Here is a 25,903-nt window from a genome sequence, read left to right as displayed (position 1 = left end):
TTACGGCAAGACGCCGATGTGCACCTTTCTCGATTCGCTGGATTTGGCCAAGGAGAAACTCATTCCCCATTGATCGCTTCCTTTCTATCGGTCCGACTACCTGTCAGATCGAGTCCCGGCTAATACAGTTGATTCGGTCGCGCACGATGGCCGCACGGGGCTGATGCAGCGCGACCAGCGGGAAATTACTTGAGGCGACCGGCTTACCGCTTGCGTCCCAACTGCTCGCACATCTCTATCACCCAGCGCCGAACAAATTCACGACTTTCCGGGTTTAGTTTCTTTAAGTTCATCGTGATCTCAAGCCCGTCGTCTACAGCACGATTGGTTGTTCCGCGAACAAGGCTGTCAAGCGGGATATCAAAGACATCAGCCAACTGGATCAACCGCTGAAGTGGTGGCAACACAGCGCCCCGTTCAAACCGGCTTATGGTTTCCTGTTGCACGCCTATCGCTTGAGCCAACTCTTCCTGAGTGAGGCCCAAGGCTGCGCGCTCTCTCGCAATCGCCTTGCCAAGGCGCTCTTCTACCGAACCGATGTACTTTGACATTGCCACTCATTTTGTTGCTTCCCCACACAGAGTGTCGAGCCGCGCGCACTTGTTTGTGAAGGATGTTATATGGCGTAAAGCAACATGCTGTGAATAATTCGCCGCATCGTGTTCCTTATGCCAATGATTCAAGCTCGGGATCTGCCATTGGGGCGAGTTTGAATGCCTCTATTGGCTGTCGCTCGTCGTTCGGCAGCACGACAACCGAAACGTGGAGATGCTGGCATAGAGCTCAGAAATCGCTTTGTCTCAAAGAAACCAGTCGCAACTCTGGGCGCTTTTAGCCCGGCATTTCCGATGTGGATAGCTGCCGGTCGGGAGGAGTGTTGAGCGCAAAGAACGCGCGTGATCCTGGCGTTGAGGGGGCGACGAAGCAACCGCCTCGGATAAAGTTAAGAAACTTTGTTTTCGCTCGAGCAGACAAGAATCGACGCGTCGGTTGGCATTTTTTCCACGGGTGCGGAGAGGCGCACATGAGTGTCAATACACCGAAAGCTCAGTGGAGCGCCGCCAGGAAAGCAAAGTGGAATTTTCCTGTAATGTCTTTCGCACCAATATGGTGCAACTCTGCGCTTAGGCGGTAAAAGTGAACCAGTTAACTCCAGAGTTAAAGTTTTATGGTTCCCGCGCCAAACCATCGCGCCGCCCAGCGAGCCCTACTGCCGAAGCAAAGCCATCATCGCGCCAAACCCGACGAATACCCCGCCCGTCACGCGATTGAACGCTTTCGCCACGCGACGGCTCTTGAGCGTCGCGCCGATGCGCGTGCCGAAACCCGCGTAGACGAGATACCAGCTCACTTCGCACACGGCGAAGGTCGCAACGAGCACGCCGAACTGCGGCAGCACCGGTCGGGTCGCGTCGATGAACTGCGGCAGGAGCGCCGCCGCGAAAAGGATCGCCTTCGGGTTGCTGCCGCCGACGAAAAAGCCGTTGCGATAGAGCGCGAACGGTGAGCGCACGGGTCGCGCGGCCACACGTTCGGCAACGTCGGCGGCGGCCTCGGGCACGGGTGCGCCCCACGCCTTGATGCCCAGGTACACGAGGTACGCGGCGCCGATGAAGCGCAGCGCGTTGAACATGGTCGGCCACGCTTGCAGGAACACGCCGAGCCCTGCCGCCGAGACGGCCAGCATCAGAACCAGTGCGGAAAGGCAACCGGCCATGGTCGCGCTCGTGCGGCGCAGTCCGTACTGCGCGCCGTGCGACATGATGAGCAGCATGTTGGGACCGGGGATGGCGCAGACGACGAAGACGGTGACGACGAACAGCCACCAGGTATGCAGATTCATTGCAGCGACGAGATCAAAGAGGGCTGGAATACGGCGAAGGGACGATTATGCCAGCGGACGGCGCGCGCCAGGCCGCGGCCCGCAGGCCAGCGACGAATCGGTGGGGGAAACGCGAGGCAGCAAAAAGAAAAGCCCGCAGTGAACGCGGGCTTGAACCATGCCAAGGGAGACATGGAGGAGACAACTTCACTATAGTCAAACAATTGACGCGTCGCAATATACGTTCGTATATAACATCGTTAATCATTGTCAGATTAATGAGTTAGTGATTGATGTGGCCATCGGGCAGGCACACAATGAAGCGGCGCGTCGCTGGATGGAAGGTGCGGCGCACGGGAGGCGAGACATCGCCTCGTCAGCCCGGAGCGGGTTTCAACTGGAGGGATGAAATGGGCATTCTGGACAAGGTGGGTGAAATTGCCGGTGCGGTCGCCGCTGTGGAAGGCGCCGAGAAGCTCGATCCGAACGCGGGCTTCCTGACCAAGGCAGCCGCCGCGGTTGCCGGTTTCGAGGGCGCCAAGGAAGTCGAGCAGCTAGTCGAGAAGAAGGAAGACGAAAAGCCCGCCGACGACAACACCGCGCAGCCCGCGGATGGGTCGGATCAGCAGACGTGAGCACATTGCGGCGCGCATGACGGTTTGACCGGGGAGTCTGGCGCGCTTCGCTTCGCATGGCTGCGTGTCGTTCGATACGCGAGTGGCAGTACAGATACAGGAAAGCCGCGGCCGGATCAGCCGCGGCTTTTTCATTGGACCGCTCACCGGGCGGCCCGCCAGCGCCCAGAACCCGGCGACGCGCGATAAACGAAGCCCAGCGCGATGACCGCCACCGTGAAGCCGAGAGCGACGAGGCACACGCCGCTCCAGCGCGCCGTGGCCCACGCGGCGCCGGCCATGAACGCGCCGGCCGCGCCGCCGATGAAGAACATCCCCACGAAAATCGCGTTGAGCCGGCCGCGCGCGGCGGGGTTGAGCAGGTTGATCGCGCGCCGCCCGAGCGTCTGGTCGGCGATGACGCCCGCATCGAGCGCAGCCGCGCCCGCAACGAGCAGGCCAAGCGCCAGCGCGGGATGCGCGGCGGGCGCAAAGCCGCCCCAGCCCGCGCCCGCCACGCCCAGCAGCACGACCGCGCCGAGCATCGTCGCGTGCGCGGCGTATTGCACCGCGCGCCCCGCGCCGTGATCGCCCAGCCGGCCCGCAAGCGGCGTGACGATCGCGCCGCTCGCACCCGCCAGCGCAAACGCGGCAATGCCGTTCATGCCGAGCGAAAACGGCGGCTGCGACAGCAGCAAGGCGACCGCGGTCCAGAACGCCGAGAAGGCGCCCAGTGCAAGCGCCGCAAGCAAGGCGCTGCGCCGCAGAACGCGCTCGGTGCGCAGCAACGTCCAGAGCGAATAGAGCAGATCGGCGTAGCGCGCCGTCACGGCCGGCATGCGGTGTGGCGTCCGCAGAAACAGGACCACGGCGAGCAGGGCATCCACCACCGCTTCGAGGCCGTAGAACGCACGCCAGCCGAGCGTTCCCGCAATCAGGCTCGCGAGCGGCCGTGACAGCAGAATGCCCAGCATCAGGCCGCTCATCACGTTGCCGACGGCCCGCCCGCGCCGGCTTTCGGGCGCCATCGAAGCGGCCATCGGCACGAGCATCTGGATCACGCTGGAGGTCGCCCCCGCGAGGAACGCCGCGCCGAGAAAGAGCGGCCCCGAGCGCGCCAGCGCTGCGAGGGCCAGAAAGACGGAGCAGGCAAGCAGGGTGCGGAAAATCAGCCGCCGGTTTTCGAGCAGATCGCAGAGCGGCACGAGCAGCAGCAGGCCGGCCGCGTAGCCGATCTGCGGCAGCATGGCGACCGCGCCGACGAATTCGGGGCGCAACTGCAGCGACTGGCTCACGAGCCCGGCGAGCGGCTGGGCCGCAGACAGATTGACGACGATTACGCCGACGGCGGCGGCGAAGAACAGCGTCATCGGCAGCGTGAGCGTGGCGTGGGTGGCGTGATTGGGCTGGTTGGCGTGGCTCGCGGGGGTGGCTTCGCGCGCCATCGCACGCGTACAGGTTTCGGCAGGGTGCTCCATCGATTGGCTCCGCAACGTGGCAACACCAGCTATCGTAGGGAGCGTCACGTTATGCGACAATTGAATTATCGCGATAATCTTTATGCGGAGTCGTTGTGAACACTCGAGATCTGGAAGCCTTCGTGGCGGTGGTCGAAAGCGGCTCGCTCGTGCGGGCGTCGGAGCGGCTGTTCCTGACGCAGCCGGGCCTCACGCGCCGCGTGCAGAACCTGGAGACGACGCTCGGCATCGAGCTTCTGGACCGCCAGAGCAAGCCCCTCAAGCCCACGGCCGCGGGCAACGAGGTGTACGGCCTCGCGCGCTCGGTCCTGCGTGCGGTCGACGACCTGATGTCGGTCGCCTCGCCGGAGAGCGAGCCGGTCGGCGAGCTCAAGCTCGGCGTGCCGCCGTTTCTCTCGGAGCTGGCGCTCGAACAGCCCGTCGATCAATTGCGCGGCGAGTTTCCCAAGTTGACGCTGCGCGTGAGGGCGGGCTGGTCGCCAGGCCTCCTCGACGAGGTCGAGCGCGCGCGGCTCGATGCGGCCGTGATCCTGCTGCCCGCCGCGGTGATGCCGCCGGAGGGCGTGGTCGCGACCCAGCTCGGCTACACGCCGACCCTCGTCGTCGCGGCGCGCTCGTTTGGTTTGCCCGACGAGCCCACCACGCTCGCCGCGCTCGCGCACCATCCGTGGGTGCTGAACCAGGACGGCTGCGGGATGCGCTCGGCGCTGAGCCGCGCCATGGGCATGGCGGGTCTGCCGTTCAACGTCGCGGTCGAGGCCTTCGGCTCGGAACTGCAGCTTTCGCTGGTCGCGCGCGGCATGGGCGTCGGGCTCGCCGCGCCGCAGGCGCTTGCCCGCAGCCCGCTGCGCGACCAGCTGCAGATCATCGACGCGACCGACTTCCGCTCGGGCCTGAATGTGTGGCTCGTGCACGGGGCGCTGCCGGGGCGCCTCGTGCGGCCGGTCGCGCTCATCCGCGACGCGCTGGCCAACAAGCTGGAGATGGCCGAAGTGGCGTGACGGCGCAGCGCCTCGCGCTCAGGCGTGAGCGGCGTTGCCGCTGCTGCCGATGGCGTCGAGTTCGGCGAGCATGTCGTCGTTCAGGTCGAGCTGCGCGGCCGCCACGTTCTCGCGCAGATGCGAAAGCGTGGACGTGCCCGGAATCAGCAGGATGTTGGGCGAGCGCCGCAGCAGCCACGCCAGCGCGAGCGCCATCGGCGTGACTTCGAGGCGCGCGGCCACCGCTGAAAGCGCCGACGACTGAATCGGCGTAAAGCCGCCGAGCGGAAAGAACGGCACGTAGGCGATGCCTTGCGCGGCGAGGGCGTCGATCAGTGCGTCGTCGTCGCGGTGCACGAGGTTGTAGTGGTTCTGCACGCACACGATCGGCACGAGGCGCTGCGCCGCCGCGATTTGTGCGGCGGTCGCGTTGGACATGCCGACGTTGCGCACGAGGCCGCGCTCGCGCAGCCGGGCGAGCGCCTCGACCTGCTTTTCCACGGGGCCTTCGGACGGTTTGTGGACGTCGCCCATGATGCGCAGGTTGACCACATCGAGCGCGTCGAGGCCCAGGTTGCGCAGGTTGTCGTGCACGGCGCGCTCGATGTCGGCGGGTTCCAGTGCCGGCAGCCAGGCGCCGTTGTCGTCGCGCACGGCGCCCACCTTGGTGACGATCGTGAGGTTCGGCGCATACGGATGCAGCGCCTCGCGGATGATCTGGTTCGTCACGTGCGGGCCGTAGAAGTCGCTCGTGTCGATGTGGTTGACGCCCAGTTCCAGCGCCTCGCGCAGTACCGCGACGGCCTGCGCGCGGTCCTTCGGGGGCCCGAACACGCCGGGGCCGGCCAGTTGCATGGCGCCATAGCCCATGCGGTTCACCTGGCGGCCGGCCAGTTCATAGGTGCTTCCGGGTTTGCGGTTCGGCATTGCGTACTCCTCGGTTGACGAATGTCCGCAGTATGGGCGCCTTCGAATTGTCCGATAATCCCATCTGATCAGAACAGGCTGTGCGGAAAACCGAACAGTGCAGGATGAACCATGCCGATGGAAATGAACGATCTGGCCGCTTTCGTTTCGGTGGCGCGCGCGGGCGGCTTTCGCGATGCGGCGCGCGTGGGCGGCGTTTCGGCGTCGAGCCTGAGTGCCGCGGTGCGCCGGCTGGAGGCGAAGCTCGGGCTGCGGCTGTTGAACCGCACCACGCGCAGTGTCGCGCCGACCGAGGCGGGGCAGCGTCTGCTCGAATCGATCACGCCGCTTTTCAGCGAGATGGAAGCGGCGCTCGATGTGCTCAACGGCTACCGCGAAAAGCCGGCGGGCACGCTCAAGCTCAACGTGCCCGCGAGCGCGGCGCGCACCATCCTGCCGGGCGTGCTCGCGCCGTTTCATCGCGCGTATCCCGAGATCCGCGTCGAGGTGGTGGTGGAGGACGGCTTCGTCGACGTGCTGCAGATCGGCTGCGACGCCGGGATCCGCTACGACGAGCGGCTGGAGCAGGACATGATCGCGATTCCGATCGGTCCGCGCGTGGAGCGTTTCGCGACAGTCGCGTCGCCCGCGTATCTCGCGGCGCGCGGGCGGCCTGAACACCCGCGCGAGCTGCTCGACCACGCGTGCCTGCGCGTGCAGTTCGCGGGCGGCGCGATGCCGCTCTGGCATTTCGAGCGCGACGGCGAAGTGCTGCGCCTCGACCCGCCCACGCCGCTCGTCGTGCGCCCCGGCGCGGCGCTCGACCTGCTGATCAACATGGCGCTCGACGGCGTCGGCATCGTGTATCTGTATGAAGAGATGTTGCTGCCGCAGATCCGCAGCGGCGCGCTCGTGCGTCTGCTCGACGGCTGGGCCGTGTCGTTTCCGGGGCCGTTTCTCTACTACCCTGGGCGGCGGCACCTGCCGGCGCCGCTGCGCGCGTTCGTCGACTTCGTCAAGGCGAATGCACCAGACGATTCGGCGTCCTGAGTACGCGTCGAGCGATTCAGGACGCCCACTCGGGAAGATGCGGCGTCGTGCGCCTAACCACGCGTAATGACGCCTAGCGGCGCTTCATGCCGTACTCGATGAACGTGCGGCACAGCAATTCCATGCCCTTCGCGTCCTCTTCGTCGAAGCGCGCGAGATGCGGGCTGTCCACGTCCCATACGCCGATCAGCTCGCCGTCCGGCGTGACGAGGGGCACGACGATTTCCGACTGCGAAGCCGAATCGCACGCAATGTGGCCCGCGAACGCGTGCACGTCGGGCACGACCTGCGTTTGCCGCGTGGCCGCGGCCGTGCCGCATACGCCCTTGCCCAGGGGAATGCGCACGCACGCCGGTTTGCCCTGGAACGGGCCGACCACGAGCTCTTTACCGTCGAACGAATAAAAGCCCGCCCAGTTCAGGCCTTCGAGCGAATGAAACACGAGCGAAGCGAAGTTCGCGGCGTTCGCGATGACGTCGGTTTCGCCTTCGATCAGCGAGCGCGCCTGCGCGGCCAGCGATTCGTAGAGGGCGGGTTTGTCGGAGGGAAGCGTGTCGGAAAGCGAGAACATAAGTCGGTCGATCTGGATATGCGCCGTTGCAGCGAAAGGCGCGGTGGGGCCAAACGAGATTTTAGGCGAGATCGGCTATCGGCAGGAATTCGCCGGGCGCTGAATATGGCGCATCCATGGACCGTAGCGCGCCCTCGTGCGATTATTCACGTTTCGTGTTGAATCTATCCACGCCTGCGGGGCTGGTTGCCGACGGTTTTTCGGGCATGATGGCGCATCAGCACAGAATCAACACAGAAACGGAGAACGCGACATGAGCAAGACATTCAAAATCGCCGCCATCGCCGGCGACGGTATCGGCCAGGAAGTAATGCCCGAGGGCGTGCGCGTGGTCGAGGCGGCGGCCGCGAAGTTCGGCCTGAAGCTCGACATCACCCATTTCGACTGGGCAAGCTGCGACTACTACCTGCAGCACGGCAAGATGATGCCCGACGACTGGTTCGCCACGCTCAAGGGCTTCGATGCGATCTATTTCGGCGCGGTCGGCTGGCCCGACAAGGTGCCCGATCACATTTCGCTGTGGGGCTCGCTGCTGAAGTTCCGCCGCGAGTTCGACCAGTACGTGAACCTGCGTCCGGTGCGTCTGCTGCCCGGCGTGCCGTGCCCGCTCGCCAACCGCAAGCCCGGCGACATCGACTTTCTCGTCGTGCGCGAGAACACCGAGGGCGAGTACAGCTCGGTGGGCGGCAAGATGTTCGAAGGCACCGAGCGCGAGTTCGTGCTGCAGGAGTCGGTGTTCACGCGCCACGGCGTCGACCGCATTCTCAGGTACGCGTTCGAACTCGCGAACCAGCGCGGCCGCAAGAAGCTCACGGCGGCCACGAAGTCCAACGGCATCTCGATCAGCATGCCGTACTGGGACGAGCGCGTGGCGGCGATGGGCGAGGCGTATCCCGACGTGAAGTGGGACAAGCAGCACATCGACATTCTGTGCGCGCGTTTCGTGCTGCAGCCGGACCGCTTCGACGTGGTCGTCGCCTCGAACCTCTTCGGCGACATTCTTTCGGACCTCGGCCCCGCCTGCACGGGTACGATCGGTCTGGCGGCCTCGGCGAACCTGAATCCCGAGCGCAAGTTTCCGTCGCTGTTCGAGCCGGTGCACGGCTCGGCGCCCGACATCTTCGGCAAGCAGATCGCCAACCCCATCGCGATGATCTGGTCGGGCGCGATGATGCTCGAGTTCCTCGGCAACGGCGACGCGCAATACAAGGCCGCGCACGACGCGATCATGCAGGCCATCGAGAAGGTGCTGGTGGAAGGCCCGCGTACGCCCGACATGGGCGGCACGGCGAACACGACTGTGCTCGGCGAAGCGGTAGCCGCCGCGCTGTGACGCCGCGGTGACGCCTATGCCGGACGCACCGAAAGCGCCGAAATCTGTCGCATCGCCGGAGCTCGACGACCTGCGCGTGTTTTGCATGGTCGCGCGCAAGGCGAGCTTCACCGCGGCGGCCGAAGCGCTGGCGGCCTCGCCGGCCTATGTCAGCAAGCGCGTGGGCGTGCTCGAGGCGCGCCTCGGCACGCGCCTGTTGCACCGCTCGACGCGGCGCGTCGCGATGACCGAGGCGGGCGAGCGCGTCTATGCGTCGGCGGGCAAGATCCTCGACGACGTCGAGCGCCTCGTGGACGACGTCTCCACCACGCGGCGCATTCCGCGCGGCACGCTGCGCGTGTCGAGCAGCTTCGGCTTTGGCCGCAACTTCCTCGCGCCCGCGCTCGCGGGGCTTTCCGAGCGTTATCCGCAACTGAGCGTGCGCCTCGAACTGTTCGACCGGCTCGTCGATGTGGCGGGCGAGGGCTTCGATCTCGACGTGCGTATCGGCGACGAGATCGCCGGCCATCTGATCGCGCGGCGTCTCGCCACGAACTATCGCGTGCTCTGCGCCGCGCCCGCGTATCTCGCGCGGCGCGGCGCGCCACAGGAGGTCGCCGATCTTGCCGAACACGCGTGTCTGGCGATCAAGGAGCGCGATCATCCGTTCGGCGTATGGCGCCTGAACACGCATGGCGAAACGGTCTCGGTGAAGGTGGCCGGGCCGCTCTCGACCAATCACGGCGAGGTCGCCGTGCAGTGGGCGCTGGCGGGCCGCGGCATCGTGCTGCGCTCGATGTGGGACGTCGCGCCATTGCTGGAGAGCGGGCGCCTGCAGCGCGTGCTGCCCGGCGTGACGCAGCCGGCCAATGTCTGGGCCGTGTACCCGGCGCGCCTCGCGCAGTCCGCGAAGGTGCGCGTGTGCGTGAATCATCTGGAGGAAACCTTCGCGCGCATCGGCATTGCCGTGCCCGCAAACGAGGACGAGAGCGGGCGCTGAGCGGGTTCGGCGGGTCCCTTACTCGCTTTCGGGGAGACCGAGCGCCTTGCGCTCGCGACGTTCCTCGTTGCCGCGCCGCGCGCGCTGGCGCTGGCGCGAAAGCACGGTGATGATCTGGCCGGTGGTGGCGTCGGCGGGGATTTCGTTGCGGATCACGTTCGCGACCATCGGCAGCCCCTTGCGCTGGCGGTGCAGCGCCTGCGCGATCGCCTGGCGGCACGCTGGCCCGTGGCAATCCCATTCGTCGCGCAGTTTTCCGCAGTAACGGCAGGTGTCCATGCATCCCAGTTTACCCAAAATCGATTGAGGGTTTAGGGGCGCGATCAGCGTCGCGCGGCGCGCGTGCCACTCGTGCGCCGCCTGGCGCGGCCCGGCGGTATGATCGGCTGCGGATGTGGCGGGACCGCGGTTCGAATTAGCGTGGCGGGAGCGGCAGATGGCGGCGATCGGCGTAGTCCTGTTCGACATGGAGGGCGTGCTGTCCCACTACGATCGCGACGCGCGCGTGGCGAGCCTCGCGGCCGCCACCGGCGCGCCGCCCGCGACGGTGCGTCACGCGATCTGGGGCTCGGGTCTCGAAGCGCGCGCCGACGCGGGCGAGCTCGATCCCGACGCGTATTTGCGCGCGCTCGGTGCGATGCTCGGATGCGAGGTGGGCCGCGATGTGTGGCTCGCTGCGCGGCGCGCGTCGATCACGCCGAACGAGGCGGCGCTCGCGCTGGCGCAGCGTGTGGCCGCGCGCTGCCGCATCGCCGTGCTGACCAACAACTGCTCGCTCGTCACGCATCACCTCGACTATCTGAATCCGCCCGTGGCGCGGCTGTTCGGTTCGCAGATCTATTCGTCGGCGACGTTCGGCGCGGTCAAGCCGGCCGCGCAGACCTACCTTGGCTGCGTTGCCCAGCTCGGCGCGCAACCCGAGGAAACGCTCTTCATCGACGACAGCGAAGCGAACGTCACGGGCGCGCTCGACGCGGGGTTGCAGGCGTGCCACTTTGTCGAAGCCGATGCGCTCGCGAGCGACCTGGCGCGGCTCGGGCTGATCGACGCTTGATGACCGTGCCGCACGGGCGGCGACGGCATGCATGAATAGATGGATGGCTGGCGAACGTACGGGAGCTTGCGATGAAAATGCAATGGAACTGGAAGCTGGTCGCGACACTCTGCCTGTGCGCGTTCGCGCCGCTCGCCGCGGCTCAACAACCGGGCGCGCCGCTCGTCTACGTGACGGACTTCGAACTCGACGCGGCCAACGTCAAGCAGGATTCGAATCCTGTGGAGAATGCGCGCGAGCGCATGGGCGGCTTGCTGCCACGACTGCGCCACCGCGACCCGCAGCAGCAGGCCGATCAGGTCGTCAAGAAAATGGCCGACGCGCTGGTGAACGACCTGCGCGAGAAGGGCCTCGACGCACGTCGCCTGCCCAGCGGCGCGCCGCTACCCGCGCAGGGCTGGCTGGTGCGCGGCGTCTTCCTGAGCGTGGACGAAGGCAACAGCATGCGGCGCGCGGTGGTGGGCTTCGGCTCGGGCGCGAGCCAGATCGAGCTGGCGGTGGCCGTGGACAACCTGGCCACCCAGGCGCCGCAGCCGCTGTATCAGGTGATCGACAGCCAGTCGAGCCATGCGAAGCCGGGCGCCGGTGCGGCTATCAAGCTCAATCCCTATGTGGCGGCGGCCAAATTCGTGCTGGCGCGCGCCGACGACCGCAAGAACGTGGACCGCGCGGCGGCCGAAGTGGCCGACTCGGTCGCGGCGCGCGTGAAAGCGGCGCCGCAATGACGCCCGGACGCGTTAGCCGCGCGGCGGGATGTTGAGCCCGCGCGCGACCGCCGGCCGCGCGACGAATGCTTCGAGCACGCGCGCGACGTTCCTGAAATCGGCGTAACCCACGAGGTCGCCGGCCTCGTAGAAGCCAACAAGGTTGCGCACCCAACCAAACGTGGCGATGTCGGCGATGGTGTACTCGTCGCCCATGATCCACTTGCGCCCCTCGAGGCGCTGGTCGAGCACGGCGAGCAGGCGACGCGACTCGGCGACGTAGCGGTCGCGCGGACGCTTGTCCTCGTACTCCTTGCCCGCGAACTTGTGGAAGAAGCCCACCTGACCGAACATCGGGCCAATGCCGCCCATCTGGAACATGACCCACTGGATCGTCTCGTAGCGCGCCGCGCCTTCACGGGCGAGGAAGCGGCCGCTCTTGTCGGCGAGATAGATGAGGATCGCGCCCGATTCGAAGAGGGCGAGCGGCTCGCCGCCCGGGCCGTTCGGATCGAGGATCGCGGGAATCTTGTTGTTGGGGTTCAGCGAAAGGAATTCCGGCGACATCTGGTCGTTCGCGTCGAAGCGCACCAGATGCGGTTCGTAAGGCAGGCCGCTTTCCTCCAGCATGATCGAGACCTTGACGCCATTGGGCGTGGGCAGCGAATAGAGCTGGATGCGATCGGGGTGAAGCGCCGGCCACTTGCCGGTGATGGGAAAGGCGGAAAGGTCGCTCATGCGGGGTCCTTGAAGTCCTTCAACGGCGCGGCGCTCGCCGTGCAAGGCGCGCCGCGGCCTGATCGAGAGGCGGGAGTGGAGTCAGGCCGCCAAGTTTAGTGGAAACGGCGCGCGCCGTCTTTTCGCCGCAAGGCGCGACTTGCACGCTGCTACACGCTCCCTTCGCGCTCGACCACGAGAATGCGCGCCTCGCCGCGCGGATGCGCGACATGCTCGCAGCCCACGCCCGCGAAGAACACGTCGCCGGCTTCGAGCACCGCGACCTGTTCCGCGCCGTCTTCGCGGTAATGCATGTCGACCACGCCGTCGAGCACGGCGAACACTTCCTCGCCATCGTTGACGTGCCATTTGTATGGCTGGTCGGTCCAGTGCAGGCGCACGGTGGTGCCGTTCATGTTGGCGATATCGAGCGCCCCCCAAGGGCGGGTGGCGGTGAAGGTTTTCGAGCGGATGACTTTCATGGTGGTACGGCCTTGGGTGTGATCGTGCGGCGCCGCGGAGCGGGGTTCAGGGATTGGCAGGCATGGATTGCGCAAGGCTCATCAGATTGAGCGGCGCGACGCGAATCAGGCCGCCGCGCGGGCTGTCGATATCGGCGATGAGCGTGAGCGACAGCGTCACCGTGATAGGCAGGATGAGCAGCAGCACGCGCCGGCCGACCTGGCCGTGCGCACCGTAGCCCTGCATCAGGTTGCTGAAGATGGCGATGATGATCATCAGCGCCCACGCGGCGACGGGAATGCGATTGATCCACGCCGCCTGCGTGTAGCCCTGGGCGTTGATGACGTCGTTCATGCCGGCGACCACGAGCGCCATCACCGGATTCGGCTGCGCCTTCGCGGGATCGCGCGCGCTTGCCCAGAGTTGCGTCTGCAGCTCGCTGGTGTCGCGGTTGATCTGGTCGAGTGCGCCGGCGTCGCGCACGACGTAGAACTGGATGCGCGCCTGAAGGTAGCGCGCGAGCAGCGCCTTGGTCCGGGCCGCCGCCTCGCCACCCAGCAGGTCGGCGCGCAGATACTGCGTGCCGATTGCATTGGCTTCCTCTTCCTCCAGGTTCTTGCGCTGGTCGTAGCGGCTCACGGCCATCGAGAGCGTGAAGCCGATCAGGAGCGCGAGCAGCGTGAGCGTCGCGCCCTGCACGATCTTGTAGTTCTCGCGCGCCTCTTCGGCGAGCGGGAAGCAGCGGTGCAGCACGCTCGCACCGAGCCCGGCGGCAAGCGGCAGCACGAGGATCAGCACGATGAACAGCAGCGCGGGGCGCTGGAGGATGAGCGGCGTCATGGAGTCTCCGCGAATTGCGTGAGAGGGACGAAGGCGCTGCAATGCAAATCGGCGTCGCCCGCGTGAGGCGGTGCGACGCCGATTCTACGTCAGATCCGCGCGTGCGCGCGGGCCGCTGTGAGCGCTTCAGCGCGCCGTGCGCTGCGGCCACATCGTGCGGCCCCAGAACGTCAGCGAGCGGTCCCACGCGAGCTGCGCCCAGACCGGGTCGTACTGCGTGATGGGAATGCGGTTCGGGCCCACGGCTGTCTCGTTCGCAAACGCGTGGTGGGCGAGATAGCGATGGAATTCGACGTCGACGTTGGCGCCCTTGAGCCTGGTTTCGAGTTCCGCCACCGTTTCGATGCTGAACGCCTGGTCCTGGGTCGCGAAGTGGCCGAGGATGGGCGCGGTGATCTTGCTCGCGTCGATGTATTCGAGCGGCGGGAAGCCGTACCACACCACGGCGCTCGTCAGGCCCGGCACCATGGTGGCCGCGAGCAGCGTGAGCGCGCCGCCCATGCAGTAGCCCGTCACGCCCACGCGGTCCGTGAGCGTCTTCAGATAGGTGACCGCGCCGTACACGTCCTGCGAGGCCGCGTCCGCGAAGTCGAGGCCCGTCATCAGATGGTGGGCCTCTTCCTGTTCGACCGTGCTCTTGCCGCGATAGAGGTCGGGCACGAGCGCGAAATAGCCAGCCTGTGCGAGCCGGTCGGCCACGCCACGGATCTGGTCGTTCAAGCCCCACCACTCCTGGATCACGACGATGGCGGGCGCGCCTTCGGTCTTTTCCGGTTTGGCGAGATAACCCTGGAGCGACTGGCCGTCAGGGCGGGTGAAGGAAATCATGGATCCGGCGGACTGTTTCATTTGGGGCAACCCTCGGTAAGTCGGTTGAACGAAAGCCGTAGCATAGCGCTTGCCTACGGGATTTGCGTGCGCGCGCCTGATCGGCTCATTCGCCGATCAGATGCAGCACGATATCGCGCGTGTGCGCCGCGCGCCGATGTTCGAACACATAGATGCCCTGCCACGTGCCCAGCACGGGATTGCCGTGCTCGACCGGGATGCAGAGCTGCGTGTGCGTGAGCGCCGTGCGCAAATGCGCGGGCATGTCGTCGGTGCCTTCGGTGTCGTGCTCGTAGCGCTGCGGATCTTCGGGCGCGAGCTGCTCGAAGTAGCGTTCGAGATCGCGGCGCACCGATGGATCGGCGTTTTCCTGAATGACGAGCGACGCCGACGTGTGGCGGCAAAAGAGGGTGAGCAAGCCGGTCGCGATGCGCTGTTCGCGCACGAACGCGCGCACCTCATGGCTGATTTCGACGAGCCCGCGCGTGCGCGTGCTCACCGGCAGATGATGGATGGCCTGGCGCATGATCGGTATTCTCCTTGCTGGCGGCGCGTAGCGGGTGCGCCGTCGCGGCAATTCCAGCTTCCAAGCATAGCGCAGGCGCGCCGGGCGCGCAGACCGCCCCCTCGGCCGGCACACGATGCTGGTACGATGTCGGCCTTGCCGGGTTTCGCCCCGGCCGACCGCATACGAAGGAGAAAACCGCTTGAAACTCACCCGCTTCGCGAAAGCCCGCCACGCCACCAAGGCGTTCGACCCCGCCCGCAAGATTCCCGCCGCCGTCATCGACGAACTCAAGGAGCTGATCCGCTTCAGCCCGTCCTCGGTGAACTCGCAGCCGTGGCATTTCGTGGTGGCCGAAAGCGACGCGGCACGCGCGCGTATCGCCCGTGGCATGGAAGGTTTCGCGTACAACGAACCGAAGGTCACGCGCGCCTCGCACGTGGTGGTGCTGTGCGTACGCACCGACATGGACGAAGCGCACCTCGCCGGCGTGCTCGCGCAGGAAGAGGCCGACGGCCGCTTCGCCAATGCCGAGGCCAAGGCGGGGCAGGAAAAGACCCGCGCCTTCTACGTGAACCTGCATCGCGAACGCAACGACCTGCCGGCGTGGCTGGAGAAGCAGGCGTATCTCGCGCTCGGCACGCTGCTGATCGGCGCGTCGACGCTCGAAATCGACGCCTGCCCGATGGAAGGCTTCGACGCAAAGGCGCTCGACGATGAACTGGGCCTGCGCGAGCAGGGCCTCACCGCGCTGGTGGTGGTCGGTCTCGGCTACCGCAGCGCCGACGACTTCAACGCGAAGCTGCCGAAGTCGCGTCTGCCCGCCGCTTCGGTATTTACCGATCTCGGTTGATTCGCGCAGGGTTTCGCCGCGTTCGCAGCCGGCGCGGCGATCGACACGGCCCGAAGCCACGCGGTAAGCGCATCAGGAGCATTCGTTCATGCAGGGCATCAAACGCCGGATCGTGTACGTCACGCTGTTCGAAGGCATCGCGATCCTGATTACCAGCACGAGCTTCGCCTCGCTCTCGGGCAGCGGCATGGACCGCGCGGGCGCGGCGGCGGTGCTTTCATCGCTGATCGCGGTGGGCTGGAACTTCGTCTACAACCTGCTGTTCGAGCGCTGGGAAGCGCGCCAGACGAAACGCGGCCGCAGCTTTGCGCGCCGTATTGCGCATGCGGTCGGCTTCGAGGGCGGCCTCTTGGTGTTGCTCGTGCCGATGATCGCGCTCACGCTGCAAGTGACGTTGTTCGAGGCGTTCGCGATGGATATCGGTCTCTCGGTGTTCTTTCTCGTCTACAACTACGTCTACAACCTGATCTTCGACGCCGTGTTCGGCCTGCCGGCCTCCGCCATGCCGGTGGCGACGGCTTCGGAGCGGGAGCCGCGCGCGTAGCGCAGGTTCTCCCGGTCAGGGGCTCGCAGAGGCGCCCTGGGTCCTGCTCGCTTCCACGTTTGCCGGACCGCTCGCGCTCGCCGCCGCGGCGTCGGAAGCCGGTGTCACCGCACGCGCCGGGTGCTGAGCATCGTGAAGTTGTCCGGACCAGCCGCCGCCCAGGTCGCCGATCAGCGAAGCCGTATCGAGCAGCCGCTGCTGATGCACGTTGAGCGCGCTCTGCTGATTGGTCACCTGCGTGGCCAGCGCCGTGGCGACCGTCGTGTAGTCGACGGTGCCCGCCTCGTATTCGTTTTGCGCGATCTGCGCGCCGCGGATGGCGTCGCGCACGGCGCCGTCGAGCACGTCGGCCTGCTGCGCGAGGATGCGCAGCCCCGAGAGATCGTTCTCCACCCCCTGGAACGCCGTCAGCACGGTGCCGCGATAGTTCGCCACCGCCGCGTCGTAGCTCGCGCGCGCGGCCGCCACCTGGCCGCTGCGCTGGCCGCCGTCGAAGATCGTCTGGGTCGCGCTCGCACCGAGCGACCACACATAGTTGCTCATGTGCAGCAGGCCCGAGAGCGGCGACTGCGTGAAGCCGTCGAGCGCGGTGAGCGAGATCGTCGGATAGTAGGCGGCCACCGCCACGCCGATCGCCGCATTGGCCGACGCCATCTGGCGTTCGGCAGTCGCAATGTCGGGCCGCCGCTGCAGCAGCGTGGAGGGCACGCCGGCGGGAATGGCGGGCAGCGCGGGAAGCTGCGCGCTGTGCGGGATATCGACTTCTTCGGGGTTGCGGCCCACGAGCACCGCGATGGCGTGCTCGTTTTGCGCGCGCGCCACGCCCAGGGCGATCAGGCTCGCGCGCGCCGATTCGAGCTGCGTGCGCGCGGAGATCAGATCGGACGGCGGCACGGTGCCCGCCTGGTCCTGATTGGCCACCACGCGCAGGAAGTCCGAGTACGCCTGCACGGTATGCGTGAGCAGGTCGATATCGGCATCGGTGATGCGCAGATCGATCACGGCGTTCGCCAGGGCAATTTGTTCGGATAACGTAGCGTTCGCCAGCGTCGCCTCGCTCGCCTGGGCCGTGGCCGACTGTTCCTCGATCTGGCGCCGCACCTGGCCCCAGAGGTCGATGTCCCAGCTCGCGTTCGCTTCGAGCGTGCCGCCGTTGACGATGCGCGCGCCGCTCGGCGTGGACGTGATGCTGCTCACGCTGCTGAGCGTGCCGGTGGAGGAGCGCTCGCGCGCGAGCGAGCCGGTGATGCCAATGGTCGGAAAGAGGCTCGCACGCGCGACGCGCACTTCGGCGAGCGCTTGCTGGTAGTTCGCGTAGCTCTGCCGCACGGTCTGGTTCGAGACCTGGACGAGCGGTTCCAGTTCGTCGAGCAGCGGGTCCTGAAAGGCGGTCCACCAGTCGCCCTTGGGACCCTGGGCGGCTTCGGGCTCGGCCTGGGTCCAGCCGGGCAGTTCCTTCCACGTGGCGGGCACGGTGACCTGCGGGCGGTGGTAGTCCGGCCCGACCATGCAGCCCGCGAGCAGCAGCGCGGCGGTGAGGGGCGCGAGCGGCAGCGTGCGCGTGGCGGCGTTTGCGGCGGCGGCGATCAGCATTCGCGTGAGCGATGGATTAAGGCGAGTCTTCATCATGATGCGCTCTCATCGGCCTGGCGATTCCACGGCAGGCGCGCGGCCCAGCGCGCGAGGCGTGCGCGCAGGCGGTCGAGGAACAGGTAAATCACCGGCGTGGTGTACAGGGTAAAGACCTGGCTCAGGAGCAGGCCGCCCATCACCGTCACGCCGAGCGGCTGGCGCAGCGAAGCGCCCTGGCCGATGCCGATGGCGAGCGGCAGCGCGCCGAGCACGGCCGCGAAGGTCGTCATCATGATCGGGCGCAGGCGCACCACGGCGGCTTCGTGAATCGCGCGGCGCGCCTCCATGCCCTCGTGGCGCTGCAACTGGATGGCGACGTCGACCATCATGATGCCGTTCTTCTTCACGATGCCGATAAGCAGGATGATGCCGATCATCGCGATCACCGAGAACGGCGTGCCGAAGATCAGCATGGCGAGAATCGCGCCAATGCCGGCCGAAGGCAGCGTCGAGAGGATCGTGAGCGGATGGATGGTGTTCTCGTACAGCACGCCCAGCACGGTATAGACGACGGCGAGCGCGGCGAGAATCAGCAGCGGCACGACGCTCATCGATTGCGCGTAGGCTTGTGCCGCGCCCGCGAACGCGCCGTGGATGGAGGCCGGCATGCCGATGTTGCGCTCGGCCTGCTCGATGATCGTGCCGGCCTCCGAAAGCGAGCCGCCCTTGGGCAGATTGAACGAAATCGTCCCCGCCACTTCGGTGCCCTGGTGATTGACCTGGGTGGCCGTATGGCGCGTCTTCCAGTCCATCAGTGCCATGAGCGGCACCATGGTTTCGGCGGCCGTGCTGTCCGCGCTGCCGCTGGAACTGCCGCCCTTGCTGTTGGCGATCGCGTTGTTCTGCTGGTTGGCCACCGCGTTGGCGTTGCGCTCGTTGGTGTTGCCGTTCGCCGTGGTGGCCGTGTTCACGGCCGTGAACGGCGTGACGCCCGAGATGACGCTCGACGGCATCTGCGTTTGCGCGGCGCCGCTTGCGTTGCCCGCCGCCGTGCTCAGCCAGATATCCTGGAACGACTGCGGAAACTGCCAGTACTGCGGCGCCACTTCCATCACGACGAAGTACTGGTTGATCGCGTTATAGATGGTCGAAACGGTGCGCTGGCCGAAGGCGTCGTAGAGCACGTTGTCCACCTGGTTCGGGTCGAACCCGTAGCGCTTGGCGGTCGTGCGCTGCACCGTCATGTAGGCCTCCAGACCATTTTGCTGCAGGTCCGAGTTCACATCCGACATCTGGCTGCGGTGCTTGTTCAGCTCGTCCACTAGACGCGGCACCCAGGTAAAGAGGGCGTCGGCGTCGTCGCTCGTGAGCGTGTACTGATACTCGGCCGCCGACTGCCGCCCGCCGATCTGCAGGTCCTGCTGGGCCTGCATGAAAAGCCGTGCGCCCGAAACGCCATTGAGCTTGGGACGCAGGCGGTTCACGACCTCGGTGGCCGTCAGGCGACGTTCGTTGAGCGGCTTCAGTTCGACGAACACGGTGGCCGAATTGAGCGCGCGGCCGCCCGTGAAGCCCGCCACCGATTGCACCGCCGGATCGGCCTTCACGATGGCCTGCAGCTGCGCGAGCTTCTTCTCCATCGCCGTGAACGAAATGCTCTGGTCCGCGATGATCTGCCCGATCAGAATGCCGGTGTCCTGCTCGGGGAAGAACGTGCCGGAAAGCAGCCGCGCGAGAAACACATTGCCGACCAGCAGCGCGAACAGGATGAAGATCGTGAGCCGCGCGTGATTGAGCGCGACGTCGAGCGTGCGCGAGTAGAACTGCTTGAAGCGCTCGAACTGCGCGTCGATCCACACGGCCGCGCGCGAGGGCTTCTTGTGCAGCGCCTCGCGCTTGAGCACGTAGGCGCACATGGTGGGCGTGACGGTGAGCGAGATCACGAGCGAGATCAGGATCGCGATCGAGAGCGTCATCGCGAACTCGTGAAAGAGCAGGCCCACGATGCCCGGCATGAGCAGAATCGGCAGGAACACGGCGATGAGCGAAAGGCTCATGGAAAGCACCGTGAAGCCCACTTCGCCCGCGCCTTTGAGCGCCGCTTCCTTCGGGTCCATACCGGCCTCGACATGGCGCACGATGTTCTCCAGCACCACCACGGCGTCGTCCACCACGAAGCCCGTGCCGATGGTGAGCGCCATGAGCGAGAGATTGTCGATGCTGTAGCCGAGCAGGTACATGGGCCCGAACGTGCCCACGATGGAAAGCGGCAGCGCCACGGCGGGGATGAGCGTGGCGCGCGGCGAGAGCAGGAACACGAACACCACGCCGATCACGAGCAGCACGGCGATGAAGAGCGTGCGTTCGGTGTCGGCCACGGAGGCGCGTACGGACTCGGAGCGGTCGATCGCCACATCCACCTTGATCGTGGCGGGCAGCGCGGCCTCGATGGAGGGCAGGCGATCGCGGATCTGCTGCACGGTCTTCACGACGTTGCTGCCCGGCATCGGGTAGACGATCACGAGCACGGCCGACTTGCCGTTGTAGAGGCCCGCGTTGCGGATGTTTTCGTTGGAGTCGACGACGGAAGCCACGTCGCGCAGGAACACGGGCGAGCCGTTGCGATAGGCGATCACCACGTCGCGAAACGGCGCGGCCTTGCTGATCTGGTCGTTCGAAGTCACCGTGTAGCGCTGGTTGCCCTGGTCGATATGGCCTTTCGCGCTGTTCGCGTTGGCCGCGCCAATGGAGGCGCGCACGTCTTCGAGGCCGATGCCGTAGCTGTTGAGCTTGCCCGGCTCCAGCTCCACGCGCACCGAGGGCAGCGCGCCGCCGCCCAGTGTGATCTGGCCCACGCCGTCCACCTGCGAGAGCTGCTGCTGGATGACCGAATCGGCGGAGTCGTACAGCTGAGCCTTGGTGAGCGTGTCCGAGGTGAGCGCGAGCACCATGATCGGCGCGCTCGCGGGGTTGTACTGGCGATACGTTGGGTTGCTGCGCAGGGTGGTGGGCAAGTCGGCGCGCGCGGCCTGGATGGCCGCTTCGACGTCGCGCGCGGCGCCGTTGATGTCGCGGTTCAGGCCGAACACCACCACGATGAGCGACGAGCCCGTGTTGCTGATCGACGTGAGCTGGCTGACATCGGCGATGGTGCCGAGGCGGCGCTCCAGCGGCTCGGCCACGGTGGACGCCATGATGTCCGGGCTCGCGCCCGCCATGTTGGCCTGCACCACGATCACCGGGTAGGCGATGTTGGGCAGCGGCGCGACCGGCAGCCGGAAGAAGGCGAGCGTCCCTGAAATGAGGATCGCGATCGCAAGGAGTGAGGTCGCGACCGGCCGCCGGATGAAGAGCGCCGAGAGGTTCACGGCGTGCCCTCGGGAGCGGGCGGCGCGCCGGTGCCGGAGCCGCCGTCCGCGTCGCCGTCCGGGTGGCTTTCAGGCTTGCGCTTGCGGCCGAAGCGTTCGGCCAGCCGGTCGAAGAACAGATAGATCACGGGCGTCGTGAACAGCGTGAGCATCTGCGAAAGCGTGAGCCCGCCGATGATCGCGAGACCCAGCGGGCGGCGCAGCTCCGAGCCCGTGCCGCTGCCGAGCAGCATGGGCAGCGCGCCGAGCATGGCCGCGAGCGTGGTCATGAGAATCGGCCGGAAACGCAGCAGCGACGCCTCGAAAATCGCCTCGCGCGGCGGCTTGCCGTGCACGCGCTCGGCTTCGAGCGCGAAGTCCACCATCATGATGGCGTTCTTCTTGACGATGCCGATCAGCAGCACGATGCCGATGATGCCGATCACGTCCAGGTCCTTGCCCGCGATCATCAGCGCGAGCAGCGCGCCAATGCCGGCCGAAGGCAGCGTCGAAAGAATCGTGACCGGGTGCACATAGCTCTCGTACAGCACGCCCAGCACGATATACACGGCCACGAGCGCGGCGATCAGCAGATACACCTCGCTGGCAAGCGAATCCTCGAACGCCTGCGCCGCGCCCTGGAACGACGAGGTGATCGAGGGCGGCAGGTTCACCGCGGCCTCCGCTTTGCGCACGTCGCGCACGGCGGCGGAGAGCGACGCGCCATCGGCGAGATTGAACGAGATCGTGACCGAAGGGAACTGCGCAAGGTGGCTGATCATGAGCGGCGAGCGCGTGATGCTGATCTTCGCGATGCCCTTGAGCGGCACCTGGCCTTCACTGCTCGTCTGGCTAGGCAGATACAGGTCGCCGAGCGATTCGACCGTGGGCAGCGCCTCGGGCTTCGCCACCAGAATCACGCGGTACTGGTCCGACTGCTGGAAGATGGTCGAAACGATCCGCTGGCCCAGCGCGTCGTAGAGCGCGTTGTCGATGGTCGCCGCCGTGATGCCGTAGCGCGCCGCGAGCTGGCGGTTCACTTCGACGTTCACGGAAAGGCCATCTGTGTTGAGGTCGCTCGTGACGTCGCGGATCGACGGGATCTGCTTCATGCGCGCGATGAGCGCGGGCACATACTGCTCGAACGCCTCCTGGCTTGGCCCACGCAGCACGAAGTTGTACTGGTTGCGCGAGACCGTGGTGTCGAGCGTGAGGTCCTGCTCGGGCTGGATGTAAAGGCGCACGCCCGCCACCTTCGCGACCGACTGCTGAATGCGCCGCCCGATTTCGTCGGCGGTTTCGGAGCGGTCGTCGTGCGGTTTCAGGTTGATGAGGAAGCGCCCGTTGTTGAGCGTGTTGTTGATGCCGTCGATGCCCACGTACGAGGTGAGCGAAACGACATCGGGGTCCTTGAGGATTTCCTCGGCCAGGGCGGACTGGCGCCGCACCATCGCCTGGTAGGAGATGGAATTGTCGGCCACGCTGATGCCTTGCAGCACGCCCACGTCCTGCACCGGGAACAGGCCCTTCGGAATCACGACGTACAGCAGCCCGGTGAGCACCACCGTCACCACGAACACGACGAGCGTGAGCGTCTGGTGGTCGAGCACCCAGCGCAGGCCGCGCTCGTAGGCGTTGAGCGTCTTGTTGAACAGCCCTTCGCTGATGCGCTCGAAGCGGCTAGGGTGGCGCTCGGCCTGGGCGCGCAGGATGCGCGCGCACATCATCGGCACGACGGTGAGCGAGACCACGGCCGACAGCACGATGGTCACCGCGAGCGTGACGGCGAATTCGCTGAAGAGGCGTCCGATCACGCCGCCCATGAAGAGCAGCGGAATCAGCACGGCGATCAGCGAGATCGTCAGCGAAAGAATCGTGAAACCGATCTGGCCTGCGCCTTTTAACGCCGCCTGCAAGGGTTTGTCGCCTTCCTCGAGGTAGCGCACGATGTTTTCGATCATCACGATCGAGTCGTCCACCACGAAGCCCGTGGCGATGATGAGCGCCATGAGCGAGAGGTTGTCGATCGAGTAGCCCAGCTCGTACATGATCGCGAGCGTGCCGATCAGCGAGACCGGCACCGAGATGCTCGGAATGATGGTGGCGGGCAGATTGCGCAGGAACACGAAAATCACGGCCACCACGAGCGCCACGGCGAGCACGAGTTCGAAGGCCGCGTCGCTCACCGAAGCGCGGATCACGCCCACGCTGTTCGACACGACCGTGACCTGCATGCCCGCGGGCAGCGCCGCTTCGAGCTGCGGCAACTGCTGCATGATCTGGTTGACGGTGGCGATCACGTTCGCGCCCGGCTGTCGCTGCACGTTCAGCACGATGGCGGGCGTCTTGTTGTACCAGGCGCCGCGCTCCACGTCCTGCGCGGCCGTGGACACGCGCGCCACGTCGCGCATGAACACGGGCGAGCCGTTCTCATAGGCGATGACGGTGTCTTCGTAGTCCTTCGGGTCGGAGATCTGGTCGTTCGAATTGATCGTGTAGTTCAGTTCGGGGCCGTCGAAATTGCCCTTCGGGTTGCTCACGTTGACGTTGGCGAGCAGCGTGCGCAGGTCGTCGAGATTCAGGCCGTAGGCCGCGAGCTTCTGCGGGTCGGCTTCGACGCGCACGGCGGGCACGTTGCCGCCCGCCGTGGTGACGAGGCCCACGCCCGGCACTTCGGAAATCTTGGTGGCGAGACGGTTGTTGGCCGCGTCCTGCAACTGCGTGAGCGACATCGACTTCGACGTGACCGCGAGCGTGAGGATGGGCTGGTCGGCCGGGTTCACCTTGGCGTAGGTCGGCGGCGCGGGCAGGCCGCTCGGCAGGAAGCTGTTGGCCGCGTTGATGGCCTGCTGGACGTTCTGCTCGGCCACGTCGAGGCTCAGCGAGAGGTCGAACTGCAGCGTGATGACCGAGGCGCCCTCGGAGCTGTACGAGATCATCTGCTGCAGGCCCGGGATTTCGCCGAGCTGCACCTCGAGCGGCGCCGTGACCGTGGTCGCCATCACGTTCGGGCTCGCGCCCGGATAGAAGGTCTGCACCTGGATAGTGGGATAGTCCACCGCGGGCAGCGAGGAAACCGGCAGGAACTTCATCGCAACGAGGCCGATCAGCACCATCGCGATCATCAGGAGCGAAGTCGCGACCGGCCGCAGGATGAAGAGACGCGAAATATTCATCGGCGCTGGGTCCGGGGCTTAACCGGCTTGCGAGGCCGCGGCGCTCGCGTCGGAGGCGTTCGGCGCCGTGGCGCCCGGTTCGCTGGCCGCGCCCGGGGCGCTGCCATGGTGCGGGGCACTCGCCGCGCCTGCGTGCGTGGCGGGCCTCGGCCCCGCGGGCTGGATCTTCGCGCCGTCGTTGAGGCGGTCGAGGCCGTCGGTCACGACATGCTGACCCTGCTGCAGGCCCGCCGAGATCACCGTGTAGCGGCCGTCGCTCGGGCCGAGCGTGACCTTGTGGACCGACACCGTGTTGTCGGCGTTCACGAGGTACACGTAGTCGCCGGGCGCGCCGGTCTGCACGGCGGGCGTCGGCACGAGCACGGCGTTTTGCAGCGTGTCGACGAGCAGCCTCACGTTGACGAACTCGTTGGGAAAGAGCGCCTCGTTGTCGTTGGGCACGCTCGCGCGCAGCGTGACCGTACCGGTGGCCGTGGCCATCTGGTTGCTGAGCGCGAACAGCGTGCCGGTGGCGATCTGGCGGGTGTTGTCGCTGCTGAAGACGGTGATCGGCAGTTGCGCGCCGGCATTGACGCGCTCGAGCACGCTGCCGAGCGAGGTCTGCGGGATGGCGAACTGCACGGTGGTGGGCTTGATCGTCGTGATGACGGCAATGCCCGTGGAGCTGGACGAAGTCACGTAGTTGCCCTGGTCGACGAGCCGCAGGCCCACGCGCCCCGACACCGGCGCCGTGATGCGGCAATAGATCAGATCGAGCTCGAACAGCCTGACGTTCGCCTTGTCGGCCTGCACCGCGGCTTCATACTGCTTGACGAGGAACTGCTGGTCGCTGTAGGTCTGCGCGGCGATCGACTGCTTTGCGTTCAACTGCGTGTACCGCGCGAGGTCGGCGCGCGCCTGCGCCAGCAAGGCCTGGTCCCTGGCGAGTTGCGCGAGCGCCTGCTCCTTGCTGATCTCGTACTGGCGCGGGTCGATCTGGGCGAGGAACTGCCCCTTCACGACGTCCTGGCCTTCCTTGTAACCCACCTCGGTGAGATAGCCGCTGATTTGCGGCAGAACCGTGACGGTCGCGAGAGGCGTGACGGTGCCGAGCGCGTTGAGCGTCACGGGCATGGGGCCGAGCGTGGCGGCGGCCACGGTCACGACCTGGGGCGTAGCGCCGTGCTCCGTCTTCTTGTTGCGCATGATGTGCACGATTACGAGCACGATCAGCACGATCACGACGATGGCGAGAATGAGCGGGCCGAGGCGGCGGCGCTTCGGCGCCTGCGGGGGCGGTGCGGGCGGTGGCGGTGGCGGTGGCGGCGGGGGGGGCTGGGGCGCGGGTTGCGTCTGCGGGACGTCGCTCATGCCTGCCTCCAGGAGGTCGGACCGCCGCGCGAGGCGGTGCGGAGAAACGAAGTCGGCGCGCTCAACGGCTTGGCCGCCGCGAAATGCTGCCGGTGACTGTCGAGTTGCTGCATACGCATTCTCATGATTGTTATGCCGTCGAAGCCGTGCCCCGCCATGCAGCGAAGGCCGAGACTCGCAGTCTAACCAACTCGTGCGCCAATTTCGAAACGTTAGTT

General features: G+C 66.4%; 24 protein-coding genes. 9 read left to right on the top strand and 15 right to left on the bottom strand.

The annotated features are described in order from the left end of the window. Positions 1-203 precede the first annotated feature (203 nt). Together AB4Y40_RS27915 and AB4Y40_RS27910 are read right to left on the bottom strand one after the other, a co-directional pair. Positions 204-551, bottom strand: a complete 348-nt coding sequence (locus AB4Y40_RS27915; protein WP_368690578.1) for a helix-turn-helix domain-containing protein — start codon at positions 549-551, stop codon at positions 204-206. 656 nt (positions 552-1,207) lie between these two features. Beyond that, positions 1,208-1,843, bottom strand: a complete 636-nt coding sequence (locus tag AB4Y40_RS27910) for a LysE family translocator (protein WP_368690577.1) — start codon at positions 1,841-1,843, stop codon at positions 1,208-1,210. A 389-nt stretch (positions 1,844-2,232) separates the two neighbouring features. Here AB4Y40_RS27910 and AB4Y40_RS27905 point away from each other — a divergent pair, with 389 nt between their 5' ends. Further along, on the top strand, positions 2,233-2,457 hold the full coding sequence (locus AB4Y40_RS27905) for a hypothetical protein (RefSeq protein ID WP_028205419.1): 225 nt from the start codon (positions 2,233-2,235) through the stop codon (positions 2,455-2,457). Positions 2,458-2,600: 143 nt separating this feature from the next. Here AB4Y40_RS27905 and AB4Y40_RS27900 read toward each other — a convergent pair whose 3' ends face one another. Further along, on the bottom strand, positions 2,601-3,914 hold the full coding sequence (locus tag AB4Y40_RS27900; RefSeq protein WP_368690576.1) for an MFS transporter: 1,314 nt from the start codon (positions 3,912-3,914) through the stop codon (positions 2,601-2,603). 95 nt (positions 3,915-4,009) lie between these two features. Here AB4Y40_RS27900 and AB4Y40_RS27895 point away from each other — a divergent pair, with 95 nt between their 5' ends. Next, the gene (locus tag AB4Y40_RS27895; RefSeq protein ID WP_254319794.1) at positions 4,010-4,915 is read left to right on the top strand and encodes a LysR family transcriptional regulator; all 906 of its coding nucleotides are present in this window, start codon (positions 4,010-4,012) and stop codon (positions 4,913-4,915) included. 18 nt (positions 4,916-4,933) lie between these two features. On the opposite strand, the gene AB4Y40_RS27890 is transcribed toward AB4Y40_RS27895, so the two are convergent. Next, positions 4,934-5,821: an aldo/keto reductase family oxidoreductase gene (locus AB4Y40_RS27890; protein WP_368690575.1), complete on the bottom strand. Its 888-nt coding sequence runs from the start codon at positions 5,819-5,821 to the stop codon at positions 4,934-4,936. Positions 5,822-5,938: 117 nt separating this feature from the next. On the opposite strand from AB4Y40_RS27890, the gene AB4Y40_RS27885 reads away from it, so the two are divergent. Then, positions 5,939-6,850 carry a LysR substrate-binding domain-containing protein gene (locus AB4Y40_RS27885; protein WP_368690595.1) on the top strand — a complete coding sequence of 304 codons (912 nt, stop codon included), beginning with the start codon at positions 5,939-5,941 and terminating at the stop codon, positions 6,848-6,850. 73 nt (positions 6,851-6,923) lie between these two features. On the opposite strand, the gene AB4Y40_RS27880 is transcribed toward AB4Y40_RS27885, so the two are convergent. Then, a complete protein-coding gene (locus AB4Y40_RS27880) occupies positions 6,924-7,421 on the bottom strand; it encodes a GAF domain-containing protein (protein ID WP_368690574.1) in 498 nt (165 codons plus the stop codon). A gap of 253 nt (positions 7,422-7,674) precedes the next feature. Between AB4Y40_RS27880 and AB4Y40_RS27875 the strand changes: the two genes are divergently transcribed. Beyond that, the gene (locus AB4Y40_RS27875) at positions 7,675-8,754 is read left to right on the top strand and encodes a tartrate dehydrogenase (protein ID WP_368690573.1); all 1,080 of its coding nucleotides are present in this window, start codon (positions 7,675-7,677) and stop codon (positions 8,752-8,754) included. A 16-nt stretch (positions 8,755-8,770) separates the two neighbouring features. Next, positions 8,771-9,733, top strand: a complete 963-nt coding sequence (locus AB4Y40_RS27870) for a LysR substrate-binding domain-containing protein (protein ID WP_368690572.1) — start codon at positions 8,771-8,773, stop codon at positions 9,731-9,733. 18 nt (positions 9,734-9,751) lie between these two features. On the opposite strand, the gene AB4Y40_RS27865 is transcribed toward AB4Y40_RS27870, so the two are convergent. Continuing rightward, positions 9,752-10,012, bottom strand: a complete 261-nt coding sequence (locus tag AB4Y40_RS27865) for a hypothetical protein (protein WP_368690571.1) — start codon at positions 10,010-10,012, stop codon at positions 9,752-9,754. Positions 10,013-10,169: 157 nt separating this feature from the next. Between AB4Y40_RS27865 and AB4Y40_RS27860 the strand changes: the two genes are divergently transcribed. Both AB4Y40_RS27860 and AB4Y40_RS27855 read left to right on the top strand, forming a co-directional pair. After that, a complete protein-coding gene (locus AB4Y40_RS27860) occupies positions 10,170-10,787 on the top strand; it encodes an HAD family hydrolase (RefSeq protein ID WP_368690570.1) in 618 nt (205 codons plus the stop codon). A gap of 71 nt (positions 10,788-10,858) precedes the next feature. Continuing rightward, positions 10,859-11,512, top strand: coding sequence for a DUF4410 domain-containing protein (locus AB4Y40_RS27855; protein ID WP_368690569.1), 654 nt, complete (start codon positions 10,859-10,861; stop codon positions 11,510-11,512). Positions 11,513-11,524: 12 nt separating this feature from the next. Here the strand turns inward: AB4Y40_RS27855 and AB4Y40_RS27850 are convergent, their stop codons facing one another. From AB4Y40_RS27850 to AB4Y40_RS27830, 5 genes are all read right to left on the bottom strand, one after another. After that, positions 11,525-12,229 (bottom strand): glutathione S-transferase N-terminal domain-containing protein, encoded by a 705-nt coding sequence (locus AB4Y40_RS27850; RefSeq protein ID WP_368690568.1) that lies wholly within the window; start codon positions 12,227-12,229, stop codon positions 11,525-11,527. 149 nt (positions 12,230-12,378) lie between these two features. Continuing rightward, entirely contained in the window at positions 12,379-12,690 is a 312-nt protein-coding gene (locus tag AB4Y40_RS27845) for a cupin (RefSeq protein WP_368690567.1), read from the bottom strand. A gap of 46 nt (positions 12,691-12,736) precedes the next feature. Continuing rightward, the gene (locus tag AB4Y40_RS27840; protein WP_368690566.1) at positions 12,737-13,510 is read right to left on the bottom strand and encodes a hypothetical protein; all 774 of its coding nucleotides are present in this window, start codon (positions 13,508-13,510) and stop codon (positions 12,737-12,739) included. 126 nt (positions 13,511-13,636) lie between these two features. Continuing rightward, positions 13,637-14,359: a dienelactone hydrolase family protein gene (locus tag AB4Y40_RS27835; protein WP_368690565.1), complete on the bottom strand. Its 723-nt coding sequence runs from the start codon at positions 14,357-14,359 to the stop codon at positions 13,637-13,639. An 85-nt stretch (positions 14,360-14,444) separates the two neighbouring features. Then, a complete protein-coding gene (locus AB4Y40_RS27830) occupies positions 14,445-14,864 on the bottom strand; it encodes a secondary thiamine-phosphate synthase enzyme YjbQ (protein ID WP_368690564.1) in 420 nt (139 codons plus the stop codon). Between the two features lie 181 nt (positions 14,865-15,045). Between AB4Y40_RS27830 and nfsB the strand changes: the two genes are divergently transcribed. Both nfsB and AB4Y40_RS27820 read left to right on the top strand, forming a co-directional pair. Beyond that, positions 15,046-15,696 carry an oxygen-insensitive NAD(P)H nitroreductase gene (nfsB, locus tag AB4Y40_RS27825; RefSeq protein WP_368690563.1) on the top strand — a complete coding sequence of 217 codons (651 nt, stop codon included), beginning with the start codon at positions 15,046-15,048 and terminating at the stop codon, positions 15,694-15,696. Positions 15,697-15,784: 88 nt separating this feature from the next. Further along, positions 15,785-16,240: a PACE efflux transporter gene (locus AB4Y40_RS27820; RefSeq protein ID WP_368690562.1), complete on the top strand. Its 456-nt coding sequence runs from the start codon at positions 15,785-15,787 to the stop codon at positions 16,238-16,240. 15 nt (positions 16,241-16,255) lie between these two features. Here the strand turns inward: AB4Y40_RS27820 and AB4Y40_RS27815 are convergent, their stop codons facing one another. From AB4Y40_RS27815 to AB4Y40_RS27800, 4 genes are read right to left on the bottom strand one after another with little or no spacing between them, the layout of a single operon-like run. Further along, positions 16,256-17,833, bottom strand: coding sequence for an efflux transporter outer membrane subunit (locus AB4Y40_RS27815; protein ID WP_368690594.1), 1,578 nt, complete (start codon positions 17,831-17,833; stop codon positions 16,256-16,258). Between the two features lie 32 nt (positions 17,834-17,865). Beyond that, a complete protein-coding gene (locus tag AB4Y40_RS27810; RefSeq protein WP_368690561.1) occupies positions 17,866-21,180 on the bottom strand; it encodes an efflux RND transporter permease subunit in 3,315 nt (1,104 codons plus the stop codon). Next, positions 21,177-24,335, bottom strand: a complete 3,159-nt coding sequence (locus AB4Y40_RS27805; RefSeq protein WP_368690560.1) for an efflux RND transporter permease subunit — start codon at positions 24,333-24,335, stop codon at positions 21,177-21,179. The genes AB4Y40_RS27810 and AB4Y40_RS27805 overlap by 4 nt, the downstream gene beginning before the upstream one ends. 18 nt (positions 24,336-24,353) lie before the next feature. Further along, entirely contained in the window at positions 24,354-25,685 is a 1,332-nt protein-coding gene (locus AB4Y40_RS27800; protein WP_368690559.1) for an efflux RND transporter periplasmic adaptor subunit, read from the bottom strand. Between the last annotated feature and the right edge of the window lie 218 nt (positions 25,686-25,903).

Source organism: Paraburkholderia sp. EG287B, assembly GCF_040965595.1.
Taxonomy (GTDB): Bacteria; Pseudomonadota; Gammaproteobacteria; order Burkholderiales; family Burkholderiaceae; genus Paraburkholderia.
This window is presented reverse-complemented; position numbering and strand designations above follow the sequence as displayed.

Excerpts from the sequence above, each read along its gene's own strand:
- AB4Y40_RS27915 (WP_368690578.1), bottom strand. The coding sequence starts at position 551 with ATGTCAAAGTACATCGGTTCGGTAGAAGAGCGCCTTGGCAAGGCGATT.
- AB4Y40_RS27910 (WP_368690577.1), bottom strand. The coding sequence starts at position 1,843 with ATGAATCTGCATACCTGGTGGCTGTTCGTCGTCACCGTCTTCGTCGTC.
- AB4Y40_RS27905 (WP_028205419.1), top strand. The coding sequence starts at position 2,233 with ATGGGCATTCTGGACAAGGTGGGTGAAATTGCCGGTGCGGTCGCCGCT.
- AB4Y40_RS27900 (WP_368690576.1), bottom strand. The coding sequence starts at position 3,914 with ATGGAGCACCCTGCCGAAACCTGTACGCGTGCGATGGCGCGCGAAGCC.
- AB4Y40_RS27890 (WP_368690575.1), bottom strand. The coding sequence starts at position 5,821 with ATGCCGAACCGCAAACCCGGAAGCACCTATGAACTGGCCGGCCGCCAG.
- AB4Y40_RS27885 (WP_368690595.1), top strand. The coding sequence starts at position 5,939 with ATGGAAATGAACGATCTGGCCGCTTTCGTTTCGGTGGCGCGCGCGGGC.
- AB4Y40_RS27880 (WP_368690574.1), bottom strand. The coding sequence starts at position 7,421 with ATGTTCTCGCTTTCCGACACGCTTCCCTCCGACAAACCCGCCCTCTAC.
- AB4Y40_RS27875 (WP_368690573.1), top strand. The coding sequence starts at position 7,675 with ATGAGCAAGACATTCAAAATCGCCGCCATCGCCGGCGACGGTATCGGC.
- AB4Y40_RS27870 (WP_368690572.1), top strand. The coding sequence starts at position 8,771 with ATGCCGGACGCACCGAAAGCGCCGAAATCTGTCGCATCGCCGGAGCTC.
- AB4Y40_RS27865 (WP_368690571.1), bottom strand. The coding sequence starts at position 10,012 with ATGGACACCTGCCGTTACTGCGGAAAACTGCGCGACGAATGGGATTGC.
- AB4Y40_RS27860 (WP_368690570.1), top strand. The coding sequence starts at position 10,170 with ATGGCGGCGATCGGCGTAGTCCTGTTCGACATGGAGGGCGTGCTGTCC.
- AB4Y40_RS27855 (WP_368690569.1), top strand. The coding sequence starts at position 10,859 with ATGAAAATGCAATGGAACTGGAAGCTGGTCGCGACACTCTGCCTGTGC.
- AB4Y40_RS27850 (WP_368690568.1), bottom strand. The coding sequence starts at position 12,229 with ATGAGCGACCTTTCCGCCTTTCCCATCACCGGCAAGTGGCCGGCGCTT.
- AB4Y40_RS27845 (WP_368690567.1), bottom strand. The coding sequence starts at position 12,690 with ATGAAAGTCATCCGCTCGAAAACCTTCACCGCCACCCGCCCTTGGGGG.
- AB4Y40_RS27840 (WP_368690566.1), bottom strand. The coding sequence starts at position 13,510 with ATGACGCCGCTCATCCTCCAGCGCCCCGCGCTGCTGTTCATCGTGCTG.
- AB4Y40_RS27835 (WP_368690565.1), bottom strand. The coding sequence starts at position 14,359 with ATGAAACAGTCCGCCGGATCCATGATTTCCTTCACCCGCCCTGACGGC.
- AB4Y40_RS27830 (WP_368690564.1), bottom strand. The coding sequence starts at position 14,864 with ATGCGCCAGGCCATCCATCATCTGCCGGTGAGCACGCGCACGCGCGGG.
- AB4Y40_RS27820 (WP_368690562.1), top strand. The coding sequence starts at position 15,785 with ATGCAGGGCATCAAACGCCGGATCGTGTACGTCACGCTGTTCGAAGGC.
- AB4Y40_RS27815 (WP_368690594.1), bottom strand. The coding sequence starts at position 17,833 with ATGCTGATCGCCGCCGCCGCAAACGCCGCCACGCGCACGCTGCCGCTC.
- AB4Y40_RS27805 (WP_368690560.1), bottom strand. The coding sequence starts at position 24,335 with ATGAATATTTCGCGTCTCTTCATCCTGCGGCCGGTCGCGACTTCGCTC.
- AB4Y40_RS27800 (WP_368690559.1), bottom strand. The coding sequence starts at position 25,685 with ATGAGCGACGTCCCGCAGACGCAACCCGCGCCCCAGCCCCCCCCGCCG.